Source organism: Kitasatospora sp. NPDC007106, from assembly GCF_040634455.1.
GTDB classification, from domain to species: Bacteria; Actinomycetota; Actinomycetes; order Streptomycetales; family Streptomycetaceae; genus Kitasatospora; species Kitasatospora arboriphila.
Genome location: NZ_JBEYFP010001270.1, coordinates 1 through 1,335, shown reverse-complemented (window position 1 = coordinate 1,335; position 1,335 = coordinate 1). Strand labels below are relative to the sequence as shown.

The window sequence follows — 1,335 nt, the reverse complement described above, 5'->3', positions numbered from 1 at the left end:
CGGCAGGGCCGCCCGCCCGCCGGCGGACGGCTGCCCGCCACCCGCACCCTCGCCCGCGACCTCGGCGTCTCCCGCGGCACCGTGGTCGAGGCCTACGCCCAACTCGTCGCCGAGGGCTACCTGGTGAGCAGGCCGGGGGCCGGCACCCGGGTCGCCGACGGCATCGCCCCACCGCCGCCCGCACCACCGCCGGGCCCGTCCGCCCCCGCCGTCCGGTACGACCTCAAGCCCGGCACCCCCGACCTCTCGCTCTTCCCGCGGGCCGCCTGGCAGGCCGCACTGCGCCGCGCCCTCGCCGCCGCCGAACACACCGCCCTCGGCTACGGCGACCCCGCCGGGCACCCCGCACTGCGCGCCGAACTCGCCGCCCACCTCGGCCGGGTGCGGGCCGCCGCGGCCGACCCCGGACGCCTCACCGTGGTCGGCGGCGTCGCCCAAGGGCTCGCCCTGACGGCCCGGCAGCTCGTCCGGCACGGCCACCGCGCCGTCGCCGTCGAGGACCCGGGCTCGCCCGGCACCTTCGGCCTGCTGCGCGCCCACGGCCTCGAACCGCTCGGCGTCCCCGTCGACGGGCACGGCCTGGACGTCGACGCACTCGCCCGGACGGGCGCCCGCGCCGTCCTCGTCACCCCCGCCCACCAGTACCCGACCGGCGTGGTGCTCGCCCCCGAACGCCGGGCCGCCCTGATCGCCTGGGCCCGCCGCACCGGGGGCGTCGTGGTCGAGGACGACTACGACGCCGAGTTCCGCTACGACCGCGAGCCCGTCGGCTGCCTGCAGGGGCTCGCCCCCGACCTGGTCGTCCACCTCGGCTCGCTCAGCAAGTCGCTGGCGCCCGGCCTGCGGCTCGGCTGGGCCGTCCTGCCCGAACCTATGGTCGAGGAGTTCCGCACCGACAAGCAGTACACCGACCTCGGCTGCTCCGCCCTCGACCAGCTCGCCTTCGCCCGGCTGCTCGCCGACGGCGGCCACGACCGGCACCTGCGGGCCGTCCGCGCCCGCTACCGCGCCCGCCGCGACGCCCTGGCCGAGGCGCTTGCCCGGCACCTGCCGGACGCCGCCGTCCGCGGAGTGTCCGCCGGCCTGCACCTGTACCTCGACCTGCCGCCCGGCTGCGCCGAACGGCCCGTGGTCGAGGCGGCCGCCGCCCGGGGCGTCCGGGTCGAACCCGTCGCGCCGACCCGCCTCACCGCACCCGGCCCGCCCGCGCTCGTCCTCGGCCACGCCGCCCTGCCGGAACGCCGGCTCGCCCGGGCGGCACAGCTCCTGGCCGAGGCCGTCGCCGAGACCCGGACCTGACCACGGGGCCGTGGCCTCCGCCCCGCGCCCTCAGCC

At 79.8% G+C, this 1,335-nt stretch carries 1 protein-coding gene; it reads left to right on the top strand.

Translation table 11 applies throughout. The annotated features are described in order from the left end of the window. On the top strand, nt 1–1,299 hold a 1,299-nt coding region (locus tag ABZ641_RS37755; RefSeq protein ID WP_359989134.1), incomplete at its 5' end, for a PLP-dependent aminotransferase family protein. Nucleotides 1,300–1,335 lie beyond the last annotated feature (36 nt).